An 18,352-nucleotide genomic window follows, 5' to 3' on the forward strand; every position below is an offset into this window, starting at 1 on the left:
AGCTCGCTCGCCTGGCCCGGGAAGCCCTTGCGCTTTTCCGGCCTGACGCTGTGACTCATGGATGATGTTGGCTTCTCTGATCGGGCAGTGCTATTCGTTGATGACTTTTCCCTTTGCAACGCTCCGGCGTTCGTGCTGCCGTGTTTCCGGAAATATCCGGCCGTTGCACTCCCTGTACACTCAGCCCGGCGTGGTGCTGGGGTTCATCTCGCTACTCTCGCTCAGCGCTTGCTCTGCAGGAAAACCCGCAGAAAAGGCGCTGGTGCGAGTCGTCGCGCAACCGGTTGCCCTACTGAACGTTGCCAGCAGTGTGACGCTGACGGGCGATATCCAGGCCCGCAAGGTAACTGAGCAATCGTTTCGCGTCTCCGGCAAGCTGATCAAGCGCTATGTGGATGTCGGGGATCGAGTGCGGGTCGGACAGGTTCTGGCCAGACTCGACGCACGCGAGCAAAACACCGAGCTGGCGTCAGCCCGTGCCGAAGTCGCCGTACGACAGTCGCGGCTGCACCTCGCCGAACAGAACTACCAGCGTCAGCAAGTGCTGCTGCCCAAGGGCTATACCAACCTCAGCGAATACCAGAAGGCCCGCTCCGGACTCGACAGTGCGCGGGGGGATCTGGCCGCGCTGCAGGCGCAGCAGGCCAACGCGCGTGATCAGGTCGGTTACACCGAGCTGTTCGCGGCAGCCGATGGCGTCGTGACGGCGCGCTATGCCGAAGAAGGTCAGGTGGTTCAGGCCGCCACTGCGATTTTCAGCGTCGCTCACGATGGCGAACGCGAAGCGGTATTTTCCGCGTACGAATCGCTGCTGCGCGCCGATCAGACCGGTGCTGCAGTGACTGTCAGCCCCCTGGGCCAGCCAGAGATTCAGCTGACCGGCATCATCAGGGAAATCACCCCCATCGTCTCCGCCGCAAATGGCACGTTGCGAGTGCGCGTTGCTCTGCAGGGTGCCGCTGCGTCGCTCGCACTGGGCTCCGTGGTCAGCGCTCGCTTGCAGACGCAGTCGCAATCGGCGTTCGCCCTGCCCTGGTCCGCCTTGAGCCGTACACAAGGACAACCGGCAGTCTGGCGGGTGGATGCTCAGGCCAAGGTCAGGCTGACGCCTGTGAAAGTGCTGCGTTACGAACAGGGCCAGGTCATCGTTTCAGAGGGCTTGTCCGAAGGTGATCGAGTAGTTTCCCGGGGGCTGCAGTTTCTCTACCCGGGACAACGGGTAGAGGTCGCAGGGCAAGCGCAAGCCGAACAAAGCGTCTCGCTGGCGTCATCGGGAGCTGCGCAATGAGCACCTCGTGCGTAGAACCACGAACGAGATCCCGCTGCTGGCTGATCTGCATTCTGATCGTGGCACTGCCGGGCTGCCGCGACAAACCGCTTCGCGAGGTTGTCGAACGCCCGGTGCTGTTCACCGAAATAGTCGATCAGCGCAGCGCCTCTTATGGCCGCTTCGCCGGCGTCATCCAGCCGCAGTATGAAGTGGCATTGGGGTTTCGTGTCGCCGGGCGACTGGCAACCCGGCACGCGGAGATCGGCGATCAAGTGCGCAAGGGCGATCTGCTCGCCACCCTGGAACCCGGCGACCAGCAACACCGTTTGCACTCCCGCCAGGCCGAACTCGGCAAAGCCCAATCCGCCTGGCAACAGGCACGCGACGAGTTGACGCGCTACCAGCAGCTCTATGAGCGCGGTATCGGCTCGCGGGCGCGAATGGATCAACTGGACAGCGACCTGCGCACTCAGGACGCGCTGCGCAATCAGGCACGCGTCGCCGTGCAGCAGGCCACTGATCATGTGTCCTACACACGCTTGTCAGCCGAGTTCGATGGCCTGATTACTGGATGGCAAGCCGAGGTCGGCCAGGTCATGGCGACCGGTCAGGCAGTGGTCAACCTTGCGCGCCCGGACAGCCGTGAAGCGCTCGTCGACTTGCCACTCGGTTCGCTGAATGAGAGGCACCGCATCAGAGTGATTTCGCAACTGAACGAACAGCTTTCAGTGGCCGCGAATGTCCGCCAGCTTGCACCGCAAATCAATGCCGAGACCCGCACTCAGCGCGTCCGCCTGGCCTTGCAGAATCCTCCGGACAGCTTTCGCCTGGGCTCGACCGTCACCGTAGAGATCAGTGGCGACGCACCGGCGTTTCATGACCTGCCCGGCAGCGCAGTGCTGCAGCGTGACGGCACGTCTCAGGTGTGGGTGATCGACCCGACGACATCGACACTGGTCCCGCGCGCGGTGCAGGTACTGGCGCGATCGGGCTCGACGGTAAGGGTCAGCGGCGCGCTGCACAAGGGCGAAAAAGTAGTGACTGCCGGCGTCAACGGCATGCAGTCCGGTCAGAAGGTCCGTGTGCAGCGAGAGGTCAGTTTGTGAAGGAGCGCTTCAATCTGTCGGCCTGGGGGCTCAGGCATCGCACACTGGTCTGGTACATGATGTTCGTTTCACTGCTGATGGGCAGCTGGTCATTCCTGAATCTGGGGCGTGAGGAAGACCCTTCATTCGCCATCAAGACCATGGTCATTCAGGCGCGCTGGCCTGGTGCAACGCTGCCCGACACCCTGCAGCAGGTGACTGATCGGCTGGAAAAGAAGCTCGAAGAAATCGACGCGCTGGATTACGTGAAAAGCTACACGCTGGCTGGCGAATCGACGCTTTTCGTCTTCCTCAAGAGTGAAACCCGAAGCGCCGACATCCCTGCGGCCTGGTATCAGGTGCGCAAGAAGATCAGCGATGTGCGCAGTGAGTTGCCAAGTGGCATCCAGGGACCTGCGTTCAACGACGAGTTTGGCGATGTGTTCGGCAGCATCTACGCGTTCACAGCCGATGGCCTGTCTTTCCGCCAACTGCGTGATTACGTCGAGCAAGTGCGCGCCGACATCCGCAGCGTGCCCAACCTGGGCAAGATCGAGTTGCTCGGCGCCCAGCGCGAAGTCATTTATCTGAATTTCTCGATCCGCAAGCTCGCAGCGCTGGGCATCGATCAGCGCCAGGTGCTGCAAAGCCTGCAAGCGCAAAACTCGGTCACGCCTGCCGGGGTGATGGAGGCCGGTCCCGAACGCATTGCGGTGCGGGCCAGCGGGCAGTTCAGCAATGAACAAGACCTCGAGGCGGTCAATCTGCGCTTCGGCGACCGGTTCTTTCGCCTCAGCGATCTGGCGACCATCGAGCGCCGTTATGCCGATCCGCCCTCCTCACTGTTCCGCTTCAATGGCCAGCCAGCCATTGGCCTTGCGGTGGCCATGAAGCAAGGTGGCAACATCCAGGCATTCGGCAACCAGTTGCAGCAACGCATCGACGATCTGACCACTGAATTGCCGTTGGGCATCGACGTGCACCTGGTTTCCAGTCAGGCCGATGTGGTCGAAAAAGCCATCGGCGGCTTCACCCATGCACTCTTTGAAGCGATCCTGATTGTGCTGGTCGTCAGCTTCATCAGCCTCGGCATTCGTGCCGGTCTGGTGGTGGCCTGTTCGATCCCGCTGGTGCTGGCGCTGGTCTTCGTGTTCATGGAGTACAGCGGCATCACCATGCAACGTATCTCGCTGGGCGCGCTGATCATCGCTCTGGGGCTGTTGGTGGATGACGCGATGATCACCGTCGAGATGATGGTCACTCGCCTTGAAAGCGGCGATTCGTTACCGCAGGCCGCTACCTTCGCTTACACCTCGACCGCGTTCCCGATGCTGACCGGCACATTGGTCACGGTCGCCGGTTTCGTGCCCATCGGCCTGAACTCCAGTTCCGCAGGCGAATACGTGTTCACCATGTTCGCCGTCATTGCCGTGGCGTTGCTGCTGTCCTGGCTGGTGGCGGTGCTGTTCGCGCCACTGATTGGCGTGCACATCCTCAAGGCGTCGGCGCAACACGCCGCGCCGGGGCGCTGGATGCGTGGTTTCAGCCGTCTGCTGATCAAGGCACTCGAGCACCGCGGGTGGGTCATAGGCATCACGTTGCTGATGTTCATCGGGTCGCTGTTTGCAGGCAGATTGCTGCAGAACCAGTTCTTCCCGGACTCCGACCGGCCGGAAATTCTGGTGGATATCTACATGCCGCAAAACGGCTCCATCGAAGGTACCCGCCAAACCATGGACCGCTTTGAAGCAGCGCTCAAAGGGGACGCCGATGTGCTGCGCTGGAGCTCTTACGTGGGCAAGGGCGCGGTGCGTTTTTACCTGCCGCTGGATCAGCAGTTGAGCAACCCGTTCTACGGACAACTGGTGATCGTCAGCCAGGGTGGGGAAGCGCGTGACCGGCTGATCGAACGCTTGCGTCAGCGCTTTCGCGACGATTACGTCGGCGTGGGTGGCTACGTTCAGCCGCTGAACATGGGGCCGCCGGTGGGCTGGCCGGTGCAATACCGGGTCAGCGGGCCGGACATCGAACAGGTGCGCAGCCAGGCCATGGCGCTGGCGGCGATTCTCGATGCCAACCCCAATATCGGTCAGGTCATCTATGACTGGAACGAACCGGGCAAGGTGCTGAAGATCGACATCGCGCAGGACAAGGTGCGCCAGTTCGGTCTGTCCTCCGAGGACGTGGCGCAAATCCTCAACAGCCTGGTCAGCGGCACCACCATCACTCAGGTGCGTGACAGCACCTATCTGATCGACCTGGTCGGACGCGCCGACAGCGACGAACGCAGCTCGGTGCAGACCCTCGCCAACCTGCAGATCCCGACACCCGGCGGTGCGAGCGTGCCGCTGCTGGCGTTCGCCACGCTCAGTTACGAGCAGGAACAGCCACTGGTCTGGCGCCGCGACAGGCTGCCGACCATCACCCTGAAAGCCAACGTGCTCGGCACCTTACAGCCGGCAGCGCTGGTCAGGCAATTGAAGCCCGACGTCGATGCCTTCAGCGCCCGCCTGCCGTTACGCTACTCGGTCGCCACCGGCGGCGCAGTCGAGGCCAGCGCGCGCTCACAGGGTCCGATCCTGAAGGTTGTGCCGTTGATGCTGCTGTTGGTGGTCAGCTTTTTGATGATCCAGTTGCACAGCGTGAAAAAACTGCTGCTGGTGGTCAGCGTGGTGCCGCTGGGCCTGATCGGCGTGGTCGCAGCCTTGTTGATTTCCGGCTATCCGCTGGGGTTCGTGGCGATTCTGGGCGTGCTGGCGCTGATCGGCATCATCATCCGCAACTCGGTGATTCTGGTCACGCAGATCGATGAATTCATTGCCGCCGGGGAAAGCGCCTGGACATCGGTGGTCAAGGCCACCGAACATCGCTGCCGACCGATTATGCTCACCGCAGCGGCCGCGAGCCTGGGCATGATCCCGATTGCCCGCGAGGTGTTCTGGGGGCCGATGGCCATTGCGATGATCGGCGGCATCGCCATCGCCACCCTGCTGACCCTGTTTTTCCTCCCGGCGCTGTATATGGTCAGCTATCGGATCAGGCCACCTGCTGTTTAGCAGGTCAGATTTCCACCGGCAGGAAATCGAACAGCGCCTGCGGGGCCTCGACCAACATAATGCGCTTGAGCGGGTCCGGGCATTCGAGCGCGACGAACTGCTCGATCACATGGGTATAGCTGACCACGTGCTCATGCTGGGTGTGCGGCCAGTCGCTGCCCCATACCAGTCGGCGCGGACCAAAGCTTTGCAGCAGCAACGGCCATGCGGCGCGAGCAAACGTCGCGTTCTGCTCGACACTGCCGCCCAGACGATAGATTGCTGAAATCTTCATCCACATCTGCCCGCTCAGGCCCAACTCCAGCAGGGCCTGGAACGCCGGATCATCAACACCAAGGCGCGCATCGGGCCGCCCGAAATGGTCAATCACCAGCTTGCAACCGAACGGCAGCAACTGCCGGATCAGCCCCGGCAGGTCAGCGATCTCGCGGTGCAGTTCGACATGCCAGCCGAGCGTCCAGACGTGTTTGAACAGTGTCTTCCATTCCGGCGCGGCGAAGTCCGGCAGCGGCTTGCCGATCAGGTTCAGGCGGATGCCGACGATGCCCAGCCCGGCCATGCGCTGCAACACACCGCGACTGATGTCCGTGTCAACCACCGCCACACCGCGCAGGCGGTCCGGAGCCTGCGCCAGGGCGTCGAGCAGAAACCGGTTATCAGTGCCCAGAAAACTGGGCTGGATCAAAACGCCGTGGCTCAGGCCATGTTCGCTCAGGTTGGCCAGATAGGCCTGCACCGTTGCGTCGTAGTCCGGGCTGTAACGCCGTCCTGACGCTAGGCTCAAATCCTTGCTGAAGACATGTGCGTGGGCATCGATGCCCAGTATTGGCGTGGTACAGGAATCAGTCATTGGTTCGTCTATAAGAAGTCAGCGCGGCGCCGCAACACCGCGAATGAAAGGTTTTCAAGCCCGCTGCGCTGCGCCCTTGTCCAGTGGTTTGGCAACCGGCAGCGTAGCCTCGAGGTTGCGTCCACGGGTTTCCGGCAGACAGAAAGCGGCGATCATTGCCACGCCGTAGGCGATGCCGGCGTCGATTCCGATGGCGCTGCCGAGCGACATTGACTGGCTCATATGCCCCACCAGAAACGGGAACACCGCCGACAGCACGCGCCCAAAGTTGTAGCAGAAGCCCACCCCGGCACCCCGCACCTCTGCCGGATAAAGCTCGTTGAAAAACGAGCCGAGGCTGGCCGGAATGCCGGCAGCGAAGAAGCCCAGCGGAAAGCCGAGAAACAGCATCTGTGTGTTGCTCAACGGCAGCATCAGGTAACACTGCACGGTGACCACGCAGCACAAGGCGAACAGCATGATGTTCTTGCGTCGACCAATGCGGTCGATCAACAGACCGCTGCACACGCAACCGCACCAGAACGCAACGATAATGACCGCCAGATAGCCGCCGGAACTGAGCACGGACAGGTTGCGCTCGGTTTTGAGAAAGGTCGGCAACCAGGTCATGACTGCGTGATAACCGCCGTGCGCACCGAGCCCCAGCAAGCCACCGAGCAAGGTAACGCGCAGCAGCTCGGGGCGAAAAATCCCGGCCATCGACTTGAAGAAGTTGACCTTCGGCGCGGCGCTTTTCTGCCTGCGCAGGAAGCTCTCCGGTTCTTCGACATTGCGTCGCACCCAGATGATCATCAGGGCAGGCAGCAGGCCGACAAAGAACATCACCCGCCAGGCAATATCCTCCGGCACAAACGAATAAATCAGAGTAAACAGCACCACTGCCAGGCCCCAGCCGACGGCCCACGCACCTTGCACGGTGGCCATGACCTTGCCGCGGTAGCGGGACTGAATCGTCTCGGCCATCAGCACCGCGCCTGCTGCCCACTCACCACCGATGCCAAAGCCCTGCAGCGCCTTGACGATCAGCAACTGGTTGAAACCGGTCACGAACGCAGACAAAAAGGTAAAGAAGGAAAACCACAGAATCATCCACTGCAGCGTGCGCACCCGGCCATAGCGGTCGGACAGCGTTCCGCCCACCCAGCCACCCAACGCCGACGTTACCAGCGTCACCGCGCTGATCAGCCCGGCATCGCCCTTGGTCAGGGCAAACGCAGCAATCAGGGCCGGAATGGCCAGACCGAACATCTGCACTTCCAGAGCGTCCAGCGACCAGCCGCCAAAACAGGCCCAGAAGGTCTTGCGCTCTTTGGGAGTGACATCGCGATACCAGTTGAACATGGCGTTTATCCTGATGGGCGTTGCACGGCTCGGGCAGACTGCAGCGCTGTCAGCGAATGTCCACGCTGTAGCGGAAATGGCTGGCATGCCCTCGCGAGCGGCGCCACTCCAGAGGCTCACCGGCGTAATTACGCGCCACACGCTCGATGACCACCACCGCACTGCCGACTGGAATCTGCAGCAACCGGCCGTACACGTCGTTGACCGTCTCGGCCGTCAGGCTTTCTTGCGCACAGGCGACCACCTGACCGCAGACGTCTTCGTAGATCGGATAAAGCAGTGGCCCCTGCGTATCGAGGTCAAGCTCCAGCAATGCCTGAAACCGCGCACGTGGCAGCCAGATTTCTTCGGCCAGCACCGGCTGGCCATCCAGCAACCGCAAGCGGACCATACGAATCACCGGCGCACCTGCGCCCATCCCCAGCGCCTGAGCGACCGACGAAGGCGCGTCCACAGGCTCGACGGACAAAATCCGGCTTTCCGGCACCCGGCGTTCACCCGCTTCGGTTTGAAAACGGAAAAAACGAAACAGCGAAGACTGAAACTGCGCACGACGAATGAACGTGCCACGCCCCTGCTGGCGCTCCAGAATGTTGTCGCTGACCAGCAAATCAATGGCCTTGCGCACCGTACCGGTGGACAGGCCATACTCGGCAGACAACGCCGCTTCGGTAGGAATCGCCTCGCCCGGACGCCAGCGATTATTGGCAATCTGCTCAGCCAGGCTGTCGCGCAGGCGTTGATAAAGCGGTAGGCGTTCGTCGCTGGAAAGCTTGTTCATTGTTTTATTCATCCAGTCATCTATATGAATTTCTGAAAAGAGTATTCATCCGTGGCAAGCGAAGGTCAATAGTTCGCGAGCGTGCGTGACTATACCGACACATCGCTGCGCTTCGCTGATCATCATTCCCGGAAATATCCTGTATCAACTCGCCGCACCTACTTAATGGCCGATAAAACCGTTAGCCTGCGCTGCATCGATCAAAAACCGCCTGACAGACACGCGTCCAGCGTCTGACAGTCCATGCTCAAGCGAGACTTTCATGCCCCACTCGTCCCAATCCGCGCATAACGCTGTGACCATGACCCCGGCCATGGTCATGCTGTTTGCCTTCTGCTGTGGCGCGATCGTCGCCAACATCTACTACGCCCAGCCGATCATCGAGCTGATTGCGCCGGACATCGGGCTGTCGAGCACGGCGGCCAGTCTGATCGTTTCATTGACGCAGATCGGTTATGCGCTGGGGCTGTTCTTTCTGGTGCCGCTGGGCGATTTGCTGGAGAACCGCAGGCTGATGCTGGTGACGACTGTCGTCGCGATTCTCAGCCTGCTGGGTGCCGCCTTCGCCGAGCAGCCGAATGTGTTTTTGCTGGTCTCGTTGCTGGTGGGCTTCAGTTCAGTATCGGTGCAGATGCTCATTCCGTTGGCGGCGCATCTGGCTCCGGAGGAGTCGCGTGGGCGGGTCGTTGGCGGGATCATGGGCGGACTGCTGCTGGGGATTCTGCTGGCGCGGCCGATTGCCAGTCTGGTGGCCGACCATTTCGGCTGGCGGGCGGTGTTCGGCTCGGCGGCTGTGGTCATGATCGGCATCAGCGTGGTACTGGCGACTACCATGCCGAAACGCCTTCCGGATCATCGTGCGTCCTACGGCCAGTTGCTGTTCTCGCTATGGACTCTCCTTCGTACCCAGCCGGTGCTGCGCCAGCGTGCCTTTTATCAGGCCTGCATGTTCGCGACCTTCAGCCTGTTCTGGACCGCCGTGCCGCTGGAGCTGTCACGCAACCACGGGCTGTCGCAAACCCAGATCGCGATCTTCGCCCTGATCGGCGCGATCGGAGCCATTGCCGCGCCCATCAGCGGCCGGCTGGCAGACGCTGGCTACACCCGCATCGCGTCACTGGGCGCACTGCTGTTCGGCGCACTCAGCTTTCTTCCAGGCCTGGTTCATCCAGCGTACAGCGTGATTGGCCTGGCCATAACGGGCGTGGTGCTGGATTTCTGTGTGCAGACCAGCATGGTCTTGGGCCAGCGCACGGTCTACGCGCTGGATGCCGCCAGCCGCAGCCGGCTCAACGCGCTGTACATGACCAGTATTTTCATCGGTGGCGCCATTGGCTCGGCAGTCGCCAGCCCGCTGTTTGATCACGGTGGCTGGACCTGGGTGCTGATCGCTGGCACGGCACTGCCACTGATTGCATTGCTGGCGCTGCTCAGGGACCGATCCAGGCAGAATGCGTAAACCCTGCACTTTGTAACTGAATTGCAGGATAATGCCGCGGCGATGGCATAGCCCATCGCCCTTCTGGCTCTCTCTCGCACCTAAAGGCTCGCGTATCCGGCACCTCTGGATCTGCGCGATTGAACACGGATTGTACAGACGCCTCATCCCAAGGCCCCGAATCCGTCGATACTGCTTTTCAAGCGCATCGGCACGCACTTGCGCAATCCGAACAAGGCATAACAGCAATGGACGCAGCACCACGAACAAGCAAGATTTCCGCGATTTTCGCCAAGATATCGCTCGGCATCAGCGGTATGATCGGGGCTATCTGGAGCATCTTCACCTACCTTTTCCCGGACCCGGCCGTTCTTGGCCTCAGTATTGACTTCATAAACTGGAAGACACTGGTCATTATCGTCGGCACCGGCATGGTGATAAGCGGGCTGTACATCGCAATCATGGCCAGAAAGCTTCCATCACCGCTCAAGCTCGGCGTCTGGCTGGCACTGTCATTGTTTCTCTGCGCGGTGTTCTTCAAACTGGGCGGCGAATACGCTAAACCTTCGGTCGATTTCGCCCGCGCTCAGACACTGTTCACCGAGAACGAAAGCGCCAACCTGTTCGGCAAGCGCTCCGAGACCGTCGACAACGTAAGTATGGAGTTGCTGGGTTGTGACCAGAACGGCCAGTCGCCTACCTGCATGCTGGAGCTGATCAATAAAAGTGCCGATCGCGACTTCAGGTTTCTCAACCCGATCAGCCTATTCGAAGAAACCGGCGGCGCGCTGGGGCTTTCGCAACTGCGTGTCGGCGATGCAAAGTTCGATCGCTGGGACAGCTTCCAGTTGATCCGCAACGTGCCTACCCGCGTGACACTGATCTTTGAAGCGACCAAGGGCCGTGTGAAGCAGTCACCTGCCTTGAAGCTGACCTTCCGCGATCGCGAGAACAAGGACAACGTGCTCAAGTTCAACGAGGTCAAGGTCAACTAGTTGACCGAAGATTGTGCGTCGCCCCTCGGACGACGCATGTACTCACTGGCGGTTTGACTGTTTCAACCAGGCCGCCAGATCCATCACTTCAGCCTCGTTGATGCTGTGCCCCATGCCTTCATAGGCATGCAACTGCGGCGTCAGACCGAGCGATTTCAGCGTCGCTTCGGCTTGCGGGGCGCTGGCATAGGCCACCTGGCGATCCTGCGTGCCGTGACCGATGAATACACTCAGTGCCTTGAGGTCTTCGGAAGCCTTTACCTCTGACTTCACGACCGGCAGCAGCCTTCCGCTCAACGCCGCGAAGCCGCCGACCAGTTTGGGCTGTCGCAGGGCGACTTCGTAACTCATCATGGCGCCCTGGCTGAAACCGATCAGGAAGACCTTGCCTGGCTGGCTATGAAACTTCTCAGTGGCTTTGCCGATGAACGCAGCCAACCGGGTACCGCTGCTTTTCAGGTCATCAGTCACACCGTCGTAATCCGCGACGCCGGGCTTCTGGGTGAACCATTTGTAGCTGTCAGCGCGCAACTCCATCGGCGCCTGTACCGACACGTAGTTGTAGTCGGCCGGAAGCTCTTCCTTGAGCCCGAACAGGTCGGCCGCATTGCTGCCGTAACCGTGGATGAAAATCACCAGCGGCTGGTCAGGCTTGTCGACATTGGTCTGCGCCAGGTAATCAAGTGGCAGATCGGTGTGCAAGGTGTCCTGGGCCTGTGCCATTGCGGTGAAGGCAAACAGCAAGGCAGCGAAGAATTTCAGCATGTTCATCACCTCTGTTTGACGCTGCCAACGGGCAGCGTCGTGAGTGGGCGTGGTGGCAGAAACCAGCACAGCGTCAGTTCTGCATGCTGGTCCGCGAAACCTCCGGCTTGATCAGCTGCATCTGCTGACGGTAATCATCCGTCACCTGACGCGCCTGGCTGCTGCTGGTAATGACCCGCGGCGTGATCAGCACGATCAGTTCGGTACGGTTCTTGGACTTGCTGGTATTGCCGAACAGCCACCTCAAGCCAGGGATGCGTCCCAGATAAGGTACGGCACTGACCGACTCGGCGTTATCCTGCTTGATCAAACCGCCCAGCAGTACGGTCTGACCACTCTGCGCAGCCACCTGCGTGGCGACCGAGCGGGTGGAGATACGCGGATTGCCGTTGGCGTCGTTGCCAGTGGTATCGGTGTCGGCACTGCTGACCTGCTGCTGAATGTCCATATACACCAGCCCGCCCGGGTTGATGCGCGGCACGACGTCGAGAATCACGCCGGTCTGCACATATTCGACGCTGCTTAATGTAGTGTCGGTGGAAGAGTTGGTGTTGATCGAGGTCTGGCTGATCGGGATATTGTCGCCGACCTGAATCTGCGCCTGCTGGTTGTTCATCACCACCAGCGACGGTGCCGACAGGACCTGGGTACGCCCATTGGTTTCCAGCGCCCGCAAAGCGACTTGCAGGTTGTTGCTGACGAAGGAGTAGAAGAACGCGTCAGTAGAGGCCAGCGCCGCCCCTCCGGTCCCAATTGCACCCTGGCTGCCTGAGGTGTTGGTGACGTTGCCGGTCGTACCCGAGTTGCCCGCCAGACGCCCGAGGTACCACTGCACGCCCATATCCAGCTCGCCCGTGAGCTGGACTTCCAGAATGCGCGTCTCGATCTGCACTTGCAGCGGCGGATTATCGAGGCGCTTGATGGCCGACTCGATCTCCTTCCACTGCGCCGGGCGGGTGCGCACCAGTAACTGGTTGCTGCTCTTCTGCGCAGTGATGCGCGTGCTGGCGTCCAGAGACTTGTTGTTGCCGCCAGACCCGCTGCCGTCCTGGCTGGCCGAATCCGAATCGCCGCTGCTCTGATCGTCGCCTTCCGATTCGCTGTCGCCATTGGTCTGGCTGTTGTTCATGCCCTGACTGCTGCCAAAACCTCCGCCATTGCTCAGGCCGCTGCCGGTACCGCCCAGCCCGTTGGAGCTGCTCATGCCGCCCACACCGCTACCGCCACTGGAGTTGAGCGACGACAAGGTGGTGGTGCGCAGGCCCGGTGCAACCTTGGCCGCAGCGTCTTCCTTGATGGCGCCGGTGCCGTAAATCTGCCGCAGGTATTTGGCCAGATCGGTGGCCTTCATGTTGCGCACGTCATACACGTACATCTGCGGCTCGTTGCCACCGCCTTCATCGATGGTGTGAATCCACTCGCCGACTTCGTGCAGGTATTCAGGCTGCGAGGAAATCGCCACCACCGAGTTGGTCCGCTCGATCGGCAGGAAACGCACCATGCCCGCCAGCGGCATGCCGCTTTCCGGGCCGAACATTTTCTGCAGCTCGGGCATCAGTTCGCCGACCGAAGCGCGCTGCAGGCCGAATACACCAACCGACATGCCTTTGAGCCAGTCCACATCGAAGGTGTCGATGGTGTCCTGATAGTTGGCCAGCTCTTCGGGCGTACCCGCCAGGCTGAGCACGTTGCGCGCCGGGTCGACCAGCAGGAAAGCGTTTTCGCGAGCGAACGGCTTGAGCAGCTTCTGCATCTCGGTCGCCGAGATGTAGCGCAGCGGGAACAGCCGCGCCGACATGCCCGCCGAAGGTTGCGCAACGCGCATTTCCGGGACCAGCTTGCCCGCCACCGCCTGGTTCGACGGCAGGATCACGTAGCGGTTGCCCTGCTTGATCATCGCGTTGTCGGTCCAGGACAGCAGCGTCTCGAGAATCGACAGTGCCTGTTGCTTGTTGACCGGCTTGGACGTCGAGAAGCTCACATCGCCCTTCACACCCTGGGCAATGCTGTAATTCTCGTGCAGCAGATCGCCCATGATGCTGTTGATCACCGCCTGAATCGGCTGATTGGTGAAGTTGAAGACGATGTCACCGGTCTCGGCCTGACGCGCTGCGGGAGCAGCGGCGGGCTGACGGATGAAACGCTGGTTGCCTTTGATGATCTGCCGCTGCGGCGAGCTGGTCGTCTGTTGGGAAGGTGGCTCGACGGGCGGTCTTTCGCTGCGCGGGTCTACCGGCGGGCGTTGTGAACCGGTTCCCTGGAGCGCTTCCTGCAGCATGCCATTGTCGGGATCGAGTGTGTCTGACTGTGACGCGCAGCCGCCAAGGGCGACGGCGGTGGCCAGGCAAAGCAAGGGTGTGCGCAAGGTAGCGATGGCAGGAACTCCAGAAAAGGTACCCATCACAGGGTGGAATCGTTGGTTAAGGTAATCGGCGGTGTGTTCGAAGGCGGCGGCAGACGCAGCGCGGGCAGGCGCAGGACTTGCGTGCGGTCATCGAGTTTGAACGTAGCCTGGGTGGGCTCCAGCCGGTCCAGCGTCCAGCCGTTGGGCAAGCGATCGCCCTGACGGACTTTCAATGCCGGACCGCTGGCCTGCTTGAGCAATGCCACACGCAGCGAGCCGTCCATGATCACCCCGGTCAGGGTCAGGCCAGCCAGATTGGTGGCTTGCGCATCGGCTTTGCGAACGGCCACGTCAGGGCTGCGATCAGGACTGAACAGCGGGGTTTTCCAGGTATTGGCGAGGCTGTCGAGTGTCGCCGACGGCGCGCTGTGGACCTGCGCCCTCTGATCGACCGGGTTGCGCGGCGCCTGCTCGGGCAGCCAGTCCGGTGAATGCGCAGCGCCGCTGAAGACCAGTGCGATCAAGGCTGCCAAGACTGCGGCGAAAGCCAGCAGTGCCCACTCCAGCGGACGCAGTGAACCGATCATTGCTCGCCCTCCCCGGCACTGGCCGGTTGCAGGTAGCCGCGCACCAGCAGGTGCACCACCAGTTTGCCGGCAGCACCGCTGGCCGGAGCGTTGGCGTCGCGACGCATACTCATCTCGTCAATGAACAGAAACGGGCGCTGATACTCCAGCGCATGCAGGATGGCGGTCAGTGGTTCGATGGCGCAGTTCAGGGTCAGGCTGACCTTGACCTGCCGATACGGCTCGGCACTGTCCTGCTCCGGGGTGATCGGCATGCGCTGGGTCAACTCGCAGCCGCCGCCGGTGCTGGCCTGACTGCTGATCAGGTCGGCAATGCGCTGCATCAGATCAGCAGCCACGGCACTGGGATCTTCGCCCGGCAGCAGGCTGGTGCTGCTGGCCGGATCACGGCGGGCCTGCTCCAGTTGCTCGCGCAACGAATCACCCTGCTGCAGAAGGCCCGCATAACGCTGCTGCTGTTCGCGCAACTGGTCGGTCTGCTCGTTGATGTCGCGCAAGGGGCCGGCGAACCAGCTGTCGATCAACAACCAGTAAGCCAGGCACAACACCAGGGCCAGAATCATCAGGGCAGCGCCCCGCCGCTCACGGCTTGTCAGTGGACGGCGCATCGGCGTTCTCCTGCTGCTGGTTCTGGTGCAAATGCGCGCGCAGGGAATACTGATCCTTGCCGGTTTTGGTGTCGGGCTGGATCACCCCCTGAAACTGCGCATTATCCAGACTTCGGCAGTCCTTGACGCGGCCGATCAGCGCACTGGCCTTGGCGCTCTGCCCGGAAAAGGCCACCTCGGCACTGTCGCTGATTTCCATATGCTCGATCCAGGTGTCCGAAGGCAGGCAGGCGGTCAGCTCGCTGAGCAGCGCCGATAGCGGCGGCTGCGCAGCCTTGCGGCGCAACAGGTAGTTGGCAGCGCCCAGGGTGTTGGTCAATTGCTGACGCAGTTGTTGGACCTCGCCAACCTGAGCCTTCTGCGCCTTGACGCTGGCCTGCATGTCCTCGAGCAGGCTCTGCCGATCGTTCAGCCACAGCAACATGGCGCTCAGCAGCAGTCCGGCACACAGCCAGATCAGCCCGCGCTGCAAGCGATGGCCGGAGCGCGACTGCTGCGGGCGCAGTGGCAGCGGCAGCAGATCGATACCCATGCGCTGTGCTGCAGCCAGGTTGTCAACGCCCACATCCGTGCCGACGTCGACGGCATCGGGACGCAAGCCACGCTCGGCGCACTCACTGAGTATCGCGTCCAGCCGCTCGCGCAGGATTGCCACCAGCGTGACCTGCACAAAGCTGGCGCTGCGACTGTCCTGACGGGCCACGAAGTACAACTGGCCCGCGTCAAATGGCGTGAAACGATCCAGCTCGTAGCCGACCACGGTCGACAGATTGCGTGCCGCAGCCGCAGGAAGCTGCAAGGTCTGCAACAGCACAGCCGAGGGCGGCAGCAGCAGAACCCGCCGTACCTGAGGCGATGCATCGGGCAGCGGCTCGACCAATGGCCAGACAAGCGCCTGCTCCACGGTCTCGCGGCCCAGCCATCGACGCACACGCGGCGGCAGGCAGGCGCGAAGCTCCGCTACCCACCATTGCCAGGCGTGTTGCGCCGGACTGCCACGCCACTGCCGGGCGACCTGTTCACGTAACGCGTAAACAGGCGCCAGACGTGCAGAAACTGATGAATTCATTCTTGCCAACGCAACACCCTGTAGGGTTGTGCGCCTCCCTCCGATGGGCTCAATAAAACCGTGGTCTGTAACAGGGCGGTCACGCCGCCCGGTCGTTCTGCGTGCGTGTCGATGGCCAGGACCTCGCCGGGGTCGGCCCCGACCGCGCTCTGGTTCGGCAGGTTCAAGGCCCGACGCAGCAACGCCGAAGCGAACGCCGGGTCGGGCCGATCCAGACCGCTCCACAATGTTATTTCCGGCAACAACCGGGCATACAGCGCCTGGCTCATGCCCGCCAGCTGACGAACTTCCTCTACCACCCGCAGCGGTGACTGACCGCCATTGCGCTGCGACTCCAGCACCTGGGCGATACCGCTGGCCTGATTTTTAGCCGCGCCACAGGCCTGCAGCAGGCGCGATATATCAGCAACCGGCGCGCTGTTGAGGTCCAGCTTGCCGCGCTCGCTTCTGATGCTCACCAGCAGTTGCGTGTCATCCATACGCAACGAGACCACACGCCCGTCAGCAATCCAGCGTTTGCGCTGTGCAGGATCGAGCAAGCCCTGTACAGCCATATTCATGCCAGCTTCGGCCGCCATCAGCGCCTGGGTATTTTGCCTTAACCAGAGAGACTGCCGGCTCTCCAGTTGCACCCACCCGGCCAGCCCGCCGAGCAACAGGCTCAACAGTGCCAGCACCCAGAGCACCACCAGCAGCGCAACACCGCGCTGCGATCGGCCTGTCACGTTCATTCGCCGCCCGCCCCGCCGGACAGGTCCAGACGCAAGGCCACCACTTCAGAAACCCATTTCACCGCGCCATGGGTCTGCATATCGATGCGCACTGCACCCGGCAAGCGATTCGGCCAGGGCCATTCGGCCATCCAGCCGGTCGGCTTGCCCTTGGGGGTCAGCCCGCGATAACTGAACGTCAACGACTCGACGTTTTGCAGCAATACCTGAGGCTCACCCCAAGGTTTGAGAGCAATGCCATTCGCACTGGACTGAACCTGAGCGAACGACACCTGCAAAGACCGATGCTCTTGCGGCCCCTTGAGCTCCAGGCTGTGAACCTGGATACCGCCGCCCAACTCGCCGGGCAGCGTTGCGACAAACCGCAACTGCTGCGCCGAGCCTTCAAAAAAACCACTGTTGACGTCATCTTCACCAGACGTGTCCAGCGGCAGCGCCTGAGCGATCGAGCTGCGCAGAAACGCTTGCGCGGCGCGGATCTCGTCCAGATTCACGGTGTAGCGCTCAGCCTTGAGCACCGCACGATTGGCGCCCAGCAACGCCCCGGCAACCAGTACCAGCAACACGCCGAGCAGGCTGATCACCAGCAGCACTTCCAGCAGCGTGAAGCCACGCTGAGTGCCCCTCATGACCCCGCCCCGCTGACAGCACCACGCAATTTAAACGTGCTGAACTGCGCCTTGCGCTGATGCTCACTGAGCATCAGATCGAGGCGAAACATCCTCGCCTGACCATTGGCACCCGGCAGCTGACGGATATCCAGTGTCCAGTCGATGCCTGCGAGCTCTCCCTTTCGCGTACCGTTTTCCAGCGGACCGGCGCTTTCCTGATCCATTATCGTGCGTGCCGCATGGCTCAGCCGGTCACTGCGCGACACCTGCTGCAAGGAGCGCGCACTTTGCCCGAACGCCACCAGCAGAACACCGCTGCACACCGCCATGACGGTCAATGCAGCAAGCATTTCCAGCAGGGTGAACCCCGACTGCGATGTTTTCATTAAAGCGTCCGGACCTGGACGCTGCCGGTCAGCCAGCCAATATCAATACGCCAGCGTCGGTCGCCGTCAGCGACCACCACGTTGCCACCACTGGAACCGCCGTCCGGGTAGAACTCCACAGCGGAACCAAGATCGGACGCGGTCTGCATGGTCACGCGCAGACTTTCCGGCCAGTGCATCTCGCGCTTGCCGGGCGCCTTGAAGGTCGCCTTGCGCAGGTTGAACTCGGTGCGCGCCGGCTGACCGGTGACAATCGCGCGCACTCTGGTGGCCCTTAGCGCTTCGACCATGTCGCCGACCGCGCGCCGTTCACTGGCGGTGCTCAAACCCTGTTGCAGACCGAAACCCACCAGACCGACGGCGATGCTCATCAACACCAGCACCACCAGCATTTCCATGAGGGTAAAACCCCGGCTTGCGACAGGCGTTCTCATG

General features: G+C 61.7%; 17 protein-coding genes. 5 read left to right on the forward strand and 12 right to left on the reverse strand.

Annotated features, from left to right (window positions below; all coding sequences use genetic code 11):
• The first annotated feature begins 64 nt into the window (after positions 1–64).
• From GE543_RS03205 to GE543_RS03215, 3 genes are read left to right on the forward strand one after another with little or no spacing between them, the layout of a single operon-like run.
• Entirely contained in the window at positions 65–1,288 is a 1,224-nt protein-coding gene (locus tag GE543_RS03205) for an efflux RND transporter periplasmic adaptor subunit (RefSeq protein WP_178118537.1), read from the forward strand.
• Entirely contained in the window at positions 1,285–2,376 is a 1,092-nt protein-coding gene (locus tag GE543_RS03210) for an efflux RND transporter periplasmic adaptor subunit (protein WP_032702965.1), read from the forward strand. Before GE543_RS03205 ends, GE543_RS03210 begins: the two co-directional genes overlap by 4 nt.
• On the forward strand, positions 2,373–5,411 hold the full coding sequence (locus tag GE543_RS03215) for an efflux RND transporter permease subunit (protein WP_371927079.1): 3,039 nt from the start codon (positions 2,373–2,375) through the stop codon (positions 5,409–5,411). The genes GE543_RS03210 and GE543_RS03215 overlap by 4 nt, the downstream gene beginning before the upstream one ends.
• Before the next feature lie 4 nt (positions 5,412–5,415).
• Here GE543_RS03215 and GE543_RS03220 read toward each other — a convergent pair whose 3' ends face one another.
• From GE543_RS03220 to GE543_RS03230, 3 genes are read right to left on the reverse strand one after another with little or no spacing between them, the layout of a single operon-like run.
• On the reverse strand, positions 5,416–6,261 hold the full coding sequence (locus tag GE543_RS03220; protein ID WP_153220660.1) for an amidohydrolase: 846 nt from the start codon (positions 6,259–6,261) through the stop codon (positions 5,416–5,418).
• Between the two features lie 54 nt (positions 6,262–6,315).
• Positions 6,316–7,602: an MFS transporter gene (locus GE543_RS03225; protein WP_003417556.1), complete on the reverse strand. Its 1,287-nt coding sequence runs from the start codon at positions 7,600–7,602 to the stop codon at positions 6,316–6,318.
• A gap of 49 nt (positions 7,603–7,651) precedes the next feature.
• Positions 7,652–8,383: a GntR family transcriptional regulator gene (locus GE543_RS03230; protein WP_003343391.1), complete on the reverse strand. Its 732-nt coding sequence runs from the start codon at positions 8,381–8,383 to the stop codon at positions 7,652–7,654.
• A 262-nt stretch (positions 8,384–8,645) separates the two neighbouring features.
• Between GE543_RS03230 and GE543_RS03235 the strand changes: the two genes are divergently transcribed.
• Positions 8,646–9,842 (forward strand): MFS transporter, encoded by a 1,197-nt coding sequence (locus tag GE543_RS03235; protein ID WP_046269735.1) that lies wholly within the window; start codon positions 8,646–8,648, stop codon positions 9,840–9,842.
• A gap of 227 nt (positions 9,843–10,069) precedes the next feature.
• On the forward strand, positions 10,070–10,816 hold the full coding sequence (locus GE543_RS03240) for a hypothetical protein (protein WP_003405003.1): 747 nt from the start codon (positions 10,070–10,072) through the stop codon (positions 10,814–10,816).
• 42 nt (positions 10,817–10,858) lie between these two features.
• Here GE543_RS03240 and GE543_RS03245 read toward each other — a convergent pair whose 3' ends face one another.
• The 9 genes from GE543_RS03245 to GE543_RS03285 form a co-directional block, all read right to left on the reverse strand.
• Positions 10,859–11,581, reverse strand: a complete 723-nt coding sequence (locus GE543_RS03245) for an alpha/beta hydrolase (RefSeq protein WP_153220662.1) — start codon at positions 11,579–11,581, stop codon at positions 10,859–10,861.
• A 73-nt stretch (positions 11,582–11,654) separates the two neighbouring features.
• The gene (gspD, locus tag GE543_RS03250; RefSeq protein ID WP_046269734.1) at positions 11,655–13,982 is read right to left on the reverse strand and encodes a type II secretion system secretin GspD; all 2,328 of its coding nucleotides are present in this window, start codon (positions 13,980–13,982) and stop codon (positions 11,655–11,657) included.
• Positions 13,982–14,512: a general secretion pathway protein GspN gene (locus GE543_RS03255; protein WP_003417561.1), complete on the reverse strand. Its 531-nt coding sequence runs from the start codon at positions 14,510–14,512 to the stop codon at positions 13,982–13,984. Before GE543_RS03255 ends, gspD begins: the two co-directional genes overlap by 1 nt.
• Positions 14,509–15,120 (reverse strand): type II secretion system protein GspM, encoded by a 612-nt coding sequence (gene gspM / locus GE543_RS03260; protein ID WP_003343405.1) that lies wholly within the window; start codon positions 15,118–15,120, stop codon positions 14,509–14,511. Before gspM ends, GE543_RS03255 begins: the two co-directional genes overlap by 4 nt.
• Positions 15,095–16,189 (reverse strand): type II secretion system protein GspL, encoded by a 1,095-nt coding sequence (locus tag GE543_RS03265; RefSeq protein ID WP_153220664.1) that lies wholly within the window; start codon positions 16,187–16,189, stop codon positions 15,095–15,097. Before GE543_RS03265 ends, gspM begins: the two co-directional genes overlap by 26 nt.
• Positions 16,186–16,920 carry a general secretion pathway protein GspK gene (locus GE543_RS03270; protein ID WP_153220666.1) on the reverse strand — a complete coding sequence of 245 codons (735 nt, stop codon included), beginning with the start codon at positions 16,918–16,920 and terminating at the stop codon, positions 16,186–16,188. Before GE543_RS03270 ends, GE543_RS03265 begins: the two co-directional genes overlap by 4 nt.
• Entirely contained in the window at positions 16,917–17,549 is a 633-nt protein-coding gene (locus GE543_RS03275; RefSeq protein ID WP_003411570.1) for a prepilin-type N-terminal cleavage/methylation domain-containing protein, read from the reverse strand. Before GE543_RS03275 ends, GE543_RS03270 begins: the two co-directional genes overlap by 4 nt.
• The gene (locus GE543_RS03280; RefSeq protein WP_003343408.1) at positions 17,546–17,917 is read right to left on the reverse strand and encodes a type II secretion system protein; all 372 of its coding nucleotides are present in this window, start codon (positions 17,915–17,917) and stop codon (positions 17,546–17,548) included. Before GE543_RS03280 ends, GE543_RS03275 begins: the two co-directional genes overlap by 4 nt.
• Positions 17,917–18,351, reverse strand: a complete 435-nt coding sequence (locus tag GE543_RS03285) for a prepilin-type N-terminal cleavage/methylation domain-containing protein (protein WP_003411575.1) — start codon at positions 18,349–18,351, stop codon at positions 17,917–17,919. Before GE543_RS03285 ends, GE543_RS03280 begins: the two co-directional genes overlap by 1 nt.
• Between the last annotated feature and the right edge of the window lies 1 nt (position 18,352).

This window comes from Pseudomonas sp. SZ57 (assembly GCF_009495975.1).
Classification (GTDB): domain Bacteria; phylum Pseudomonadota; class Gammaproteobacteria; order Pseudomonadales; family Pseudomonadaceae; genus Aquipseudomonas; species Aquipseudomonas syringae.

What these genes read in the sequence shown, in the direction of transcription:
- GE543_RS03240 (WP_003405003.1), top strand. Translation starts at nt 10,070, where the DNA reads ATGGACGCAGCACCACGAACAAGCAAGATTTCCGCGATTTTCGCCAAG.
- GE543_RS03245 (WP_153220662.1), bottom strand. Translation starts at nt 11,581, where the DNA reads ATGCTGAAATTCTTCGCTGCCTTGCTGTTTGCCTTCACCGCAATGGCA.
- GE543_RS03285 (WP_003411575.1), bottom strand. Translation starts at nt 18,351, where the DNA reads ATGAGAACGCCTGTCGCAAGCCGGGGTTTTACCCTCATGGAAATGCTG.
- GE543_RS03235 (WP_046269735.1), top strand. Translation starts at nt 8,646, where the DNA reads ATGCCCCACTCGTCCCAATCCGCGCATAACGCTGTGACCATGACCCCG.
- GE543_RS03275 (WP_003411570.1), bottom strand. Translation starts at nt 17,549, where the DNA reads ATGAGGGGCACTCAGCGTGGCTTCACGCTGCTGGAAGTGCTGCTGGTG.
- GE543_RS03225 (WP_003417556.1), bottom strand. Translation starts at nt 7,602, where the DNA reads ATGTTCAACTGGTATCGCGATGTCACTCCCAAAGAGCGCAAGACCTTC.
- gspD (WP_046269734.1), bottom strand. Translation starts at nt 13,982, where the DNA reads ATGGGTACCTTTTCTGGAGTTCCTGCCATCGCTACCTTGCGCACACCC.
- GE543_RS03265 (WP_153220664.1), bottom strand. Translation starts at nt 16,189, where the DNA reads ATGAATTCATCAGTTTCTGCACGTCTGGCGCCTGTTTACGCGTTACGT.
- GE543_RS03205 (WP_178118537.1), top strand. Translation starts at nt 65, where the DNA reads ATGTTGGCTTCTCTGATCGGGCAGTGCTATTCGTTGATGACTTTTCCC.
- GE543_RS03280 (WP_003343408.1), bottom strand. Translation starts at nt 17,917, where the DNA reads ATGAAAACATCGCAGTCGGGGTTCACCCTGCTGGAAATGCTTGCTGCA.
- GE543_RS03210 (WP_032702965.1), top strand. Translation starts at nt 1,285, where the DNA reads ATGAGCACCTCGTGCGTAGAACCACGAACGAGATCCCGCTGCTGGCTG.
- GE543_RS03270 (WP_153220666.1), bottom strand. Translation starts at nt 16,920, where the DNA reads ATGAACGTGACAGGCCGATCGCAGCGCGGTGTTGCGCTGCTGGTGGTG.
- GE543_RS03255 (WP_003417561.1), bottom strand. Translation starts at nt 14,512, where the DNA reads ATGATCGGTTCACTGCGTCCGCTGGAGTGGGCACTGCTGGCTTTCGCC.
- gspM (WP_003343405.1), bottom strand. Translation starts at nt 15,120, where the DNA reads ATGCGCCGTCCACTGACAAGCCGTGAGCGGCGGGGCGCTGCCCTGATG.
- GE543_RS03230 (WP_003343391.1), bottom strand. Translation starts at nt 8,383, where the DNA reads ATGAACAAGCTTTCCAGCGACGAACGCCTACCGCTTTATCAACGCCTG.
- GE543_RS03220 (WP_153220660.1), bottom strand. Translation starts at nt 6,261, where the DNA reads ATGACTGATTCCTGTACCACGCCAATACTGGGCATCGATGCCCACGCA.